The following is a 5,242-nucleotide window of genomic DNA, read 5'->3' on the forward strand; positions in this document are numbered from 1 at the left end:
TTTTTCGACATCTAAATCCCTGCTATGCAGAATAAAAAGTAACCTACACTCGTTTGCTCTTTCTGTTTTTACTTCGCATGTGGCAGAAAAAGGCCCTGACCGCTTCTATGCATGGCCAGATGCTCTCCCCCACCTAAAAAGAAGGGTTTTTATATCGGTTTTTTACTTGTATTTATATAAAATATGTTAGCTTCTAGCAATCTACTTTCGCAATCGCGCGATATCCTATATCACTTCGATAAAACAAACCAGTACTCTCAATTTTCGTGATTTCTCCATACACCTTATCCTTCGCCTCTTGTAAGTCCTTTCCTTTACAAGCAACAAATAGCACACGCCCACCGTTTGTTACAAAATCCCCATCTTTCACAGCTGTTCCTGCATGAAAGACAGTTACGCCTTCTAATGTATTTAGCCCGCGAATAACAGCACCTTTTTCATATGCTTCTGGATACCCTTTTGAAGCAAGCACTACACCAATAACTGCTTCTTCAGACCATTTAAGCGTTAATTCTTCTCTATCTAACACGCTATTACATACGTCCACTAAATCGTTGTCTAAACGAGGTAATACAACTTCTGTTTCCGGGTCACCAAAGCGAGCATTGAATTCAATTACTTTCGGGCCTTCGCTTGTTAAAATAAGACCTGCATATAAAATACCAGTAAATGAACGCCCTTCTTGGATCATCGCCTGAGCAGTTGGATGTAACACTGTCTCGATTGCTATTTCAACCGCTGATTCTGGAATTTGTGGCACTGGAGAATAGGCACCCATTCCTCCTGTATTCGGTCCTTTATCACCGTCAAAAGCGCGTTTATGATCTTGTGCAATTACCATCGGATACACAGCTGTTCCATTTACGAATGCCATAAGAGAAAATTCTTGTCCCTCTAAAAATTCTTCAATAACAACCTTTTTACTCGCTTCACCAAACTTTACATCTTGCAGCATTTCTTTTACAGCTTGTAGCGCTTCTTCCAATGTCATCGCTACTGTTACACCTTTACCAGCCGCTAAGCCATCCGCTTTAATGACAATTGGTGCACCAACTTTTTGAATATACGCTACTGCTTCCTCATAGTTTGTGAATGATTCATATCCCGCTGTTGGGATATCATACTTTTTCATAAGCTCTTTTGTAAAAGCTTTACTACCTTCAATTACAGCAGCTGCCTGATTAGGGCCAAATACACGAAGTCCCTCTGCTTCAAAACGGTCAACAATTCCATTCATAAGCGGAATTTCTGGACCAACGAATGTTAAACCTATATTATTCTCTTTCGCAAATAAAATAAGTGCATCAAAATCATTTTCGTCAATAGCAACTGGTATTGCTACATCTTTCATACCTTCATTTCCCGGTGCTACATATACCGTTTCTACCTGCTCAGACTGCGCAAACTTCCAAGCTAAAGCGTGCTCACGCCCACCGCGGCCGATTACTAAAACATTCATATTTTCATCCTCCATTACTCAAATAAGTACAAAATAGGAGCAATGCTCCTATTTTGTTTTTCTATTTGTTTGCGTTCAAAAAGAAGGCTGTCTTTATCGGACTTTTTGAACTTCCTCTATTAATACAAGTTAAAAAAAGAGGATTAAGAGAGCCGAGCAGTTCGAGGCACGGAAGCCAGGAGGACACGGAGTGTAGCTTACACTACATGAGTACCGCACTGGCGACATAACGAAGAAATGCAACAGCTATCTTAACCGGACTTTTTGAACTTCCTCTATTCATACAAGTTTAAAAAGGAGGATAAAGAGAGCCGAGCAGTTCGAGGCACGGAAGCCAGGAGGATACGGAGTGTAGCTTACACTACATGAGTACCGCACTGGCGACGTAACGAAGAAATGCGACAGCTATCTTAACCGGACTTTTTGAACTTCCTCTATTAATGTTTGAAATGACGTACGCCAGTGAATACCATTGTAATACCAAACTCGTCTGCTTTTTTAATAGAATCTTCATCACGAATCGATCCACCAGGTTGAATGATTGCTGTAATACCCGCTTTAGCAGCTTCTTCTACTGTATCTGGCATTGGGAAATATGCATCAGATGCAAGTGCACTTCCTTGCGCTTTGTCACCAGCTTGCGAGATTGCAATTTTTGCAGAGCCAACACGGTTCATTTGTCCGGCACCAACGCCAATTGTCATGTTATCTTTCGCTAACACAATCGCATTTGATTTTACGTGTTTTACAACTTTCCAAGCTAATTTTAAATCGTTCCATTCTTGCTCTGTTGGTTCACGCTTCGTTGGAACTGTGATTGTCGCGTCTTCTAATGCCAATGTATCCTCTTCTTGTACAAGTAAACCACCTTGAATAGAAGTTAACTTTTTACTAGCTGTTGCAACTTTAGCTATATCAACAGTTAACAGGCGTAAGTTTTTCTTACTTTGCAATACTTCTAAAGCTTCCTGTGTGAAAGAAGGAGCAATGATAATTTCTAAGAAAATTTCATGTAATTTTTCTGCTGTACTTTTATCAATTTCACGATTCGCTGCAATAATACCGCCGAAGATTGATACTGGATCCGCTTCATAAGCACGTGTATATGCTTCATAAATATCAGTACCAACGCCAACTCCACATGGATTCATATGTTTTACTGCTACCACTGCTGGTTCTGTAAATTCTTTCACGATGCTAAGGGCTGCATCCGCGTCATTGATATTGTTATAAGATAGTTCTTTTCCGTGTAACTGCTCTGCATATGCAACAGAAGAAGCTGCTGCAAATGGTGCTTTATAAAACGTTGCTTTTTGATGCGGGTTTTCTCCGTAACGTAAATCTTGTTTTTTCTCAAATGTTACTGTTAATGTTTCTGGGCTTTCTTCTCCCATTTGTTCCGTTAAATAGTTAGAAATTAATGCATCATATGCCGCTGTATGACGGAATACTTTTGCTGCTAATTTACGTTTTGTTTCATCCGTAACTTCACCATTTTCTTTTAGCTCAGCTAATACAACGTCATAATCTGTTGGATCCACGATAACTGATACAAATTTATGGTTTTTCGCAGCTGAACGAATCATCGTTGGGCCACCGATATCAATATTTTCAATTGCATCAGCAAACGTTACATCAGGCTTAGCAATTGTTTCTTTAAATGGATATAAGTTTACAACAACAAAGTCGATTGGCTCGATACCTAATTCATTCATCTGTGCTACATGCGTTTCATTATCACGTACTGCAAGTAAACCACCATGAATGTTTGGATGTAATGTTTTTACACGACCATCCATAATTTCTGGGAAGCCTGTTACTTCAGAAATACCAATTACTTGTAAGCCGTTTTCTTCTAATAATTTTTTCGTTCCACCTGTTGAAATAACTTCAATCCCTTGTTCAAGCAACCCCTTAACAAATTCTACAACACCTGTTTTATTTGAAACACTTACTAATGCACGCTTTTTCATTTATCCTTCACCCCTAGTTGAATGTTATTTAACAGCCTTCTCTTTCATAAATTGAACAATTTTGTTTACCGTATCTACGTACAATCTATGTTCCACATGCTGAATTTTCTTTTGTAAACTCTCTCTCGTATCCGTTTCAGAAACTGTTACTGCTTCTTGTGCAATAATTGGTCCTGTATCCATACCCGCATCAACGTAATGGATGGTCACTCCTGTTACTTTCACACCAGCTTCTAACGCTTGTCCTACGGCATCTTTCCCTGGAAAACTTGGTAATAATGACGGATGAATGTTAATGATCTTACCACCGTATGCTTCCAGTAATGTAGGGCCAATCAAACGCATATATCCCGCTAAAATAACACAATCAATCTCATATTCTCGTAGTTTTTTTAATATCTCATTTTCAAATATTTCTTTTGATTTATATTCTTTCGCTGAAAAAGCAAAACATGGTACGCCGTGACAATGTGCCCGTTCCATCACACGTGCTTCAGGTCGATCACATACTAGCAAATTGATATCAGCTTGTAATCTTTTTTCTTCTACAGCATCAATGAGCGCCTGAAAGTTCGATCCGCTTCCAGAGGCAAAGACTGCCAATCTACTCATAGCCCTGTGCCCCCATTAAAAGTAACACCTGATCCTGTTACAGTACGTCCAATAATATGTGCTTTTTCTCCTTGTTCTGCAAGAAGCCCTACAACAGCTTCTGCATCTTCTTCTTTTACTGCAACTACCATACCAATACCCATGTTAAAAATATTGAACATCTCTTTCTCTTCTAGGTTTCCAACCTCTTGAAGTAAACTAAAAATCGGTTGAATTTGCCAAGATCCTAGTTCAATTTCTGCACCGATTCCTTCGGGCAACATACGTGGAATATTTTCAATAAAGCCTCCACCTGTAATATGTGCCATGCCATATACTTCATATTTCTTCAATAGCTCTAAAATAGGTTTGACATAAATTTTCGTTGGCTTTAATAATTCCTCACCAAGAGGTAGTTCTAAATGACCATGTATACAGTCTAAAGATAGTTTGCCATCTTCTAATAACACTTTTCGCACTAAAGAATAACCATTACTATGAATACCGCTAGACGCTAAGCCAATTAACACATGACCAGCTTCAATCGAATTCCCTGTTACAATTTTCTTTTTATCGACAATACCAACAGTAAAGCCTGCTAAGTCGTACTCTTCAGTAGAATACATACCTGGCATCTCAGCTGTTTCCCCGCCAATTAGTGCACAACCAGCTTGACGACAACCTTCTGATATACCTTTGACGATGTTTTCAATTTTACTAGGTTCTGCTTTACCACAAGCAATGTAATCAAGGAAGAAAAGCGGTTCTGCCCCTTGGACAACAATATCATTTACACACATTGCTACTGCATCAATACCAATCGTGTCATGTTTATCCATCATGAAAGCGAGCATCAATTTTGTACCTACGCCATCTGTTCCAGATACTAATACGGGTTCTTCCAATGCAAATTTTGATAGATCAAACATACCTCCAAAACCGCCTAGTCCGCCTAGCACTTCTTTTCTCATTGTTGTTTGTACATGTTTTTTCATGCGAGATACCGCTTCATATCCAGCTTCAATATCTACTCCTGCTTGCTTATATGCATTCGCCATCGTTTTTTACACCTCGTCTTTTAATTTCTCCCACCCAAGCGGGCTCTCTCTTTATAAAGAGAGTATGTTTTATATAAATCCATTTTAATTTTTCGGCATCTAAATTCCCTGCTATGCAGAATACAAAGTAACCTACACTCGTTTGCTCTTTCTGTTTTTAC

4 protein-coding genes are annotated in these 5,242 nt (G+C 39.0%); all 4 read right to left on the minus strand.

Annotation, left to right across the window (positions count from 1 at the left end; all coding sequences use genetic code 11):
- Positions 1–193: 193 nt before the first annotated feature.
- Entirely contained in the window at positions 194–1,459 is a 1,266-nt protein-coding gene (purD, locus tag V7183_RS16755) for a phosphoribosylamine--glycine ligase (RefSeq protein WP_335360226.1), read from the minus strand.
- Between the two features lie 437 nt (positions 1,460–1,896).
- Positions 1,897–3,432, minus strand: a complete 1,536-nt coding sequence (gene purH / locus V7183_RS16760; RefSeq protein WP_335360227.1) for a bifunctional phosphoribosylaminoimidazolecarboxamide formyltransferase/IMP cyclohydrolase — start codon at positions 3,430–3,432, stop codon at positions 1,897–1,899.
- A 24-nt stretch (positions 3,433–3,456) separates the two neighbouring features.
- Positions 3,457–4,044 carry a phosphoribosylglycinamide formyltransferase gene (purN, locus tag V7183_RS16765; protein ID WP_335360228.1) on the minus strand — a complete coding sequence of 196 codons (588 nt, stop codon included), beginning with the start codon at positions 4,042–4,044 and terminating at the stop codon, positions 3,457–3,459.
- The gene (purM, locus tag V7183_RS16770) at positions 4,041–5,081 is read right to left on the minus strand and encodes a phosphoribosylformylglycinamidine cyclo-ligase (RefSeq protein ID WP_097897092.1); all 1,041 of its coding nucleotides are present in this window, start codon (positions 5,079–5,081) and stop codon (positions 4,041–4,043) included. Before purM ends, purN begins: the two co-directional genes overlap by 4 nt.
- Positions 5,082–5,242: the final 161 nt, after the last annotated feature.

Origin of the sequence: Bacillus sp. JJ1127 (assembly GCF_036965845.1) — a bacterium.
In the GTDB taxonomy this organism is placed as follows: Bacteria; Bacillota; Bacilli; order Bacillales; family Bacillaceae_G; genus Bacillus_A.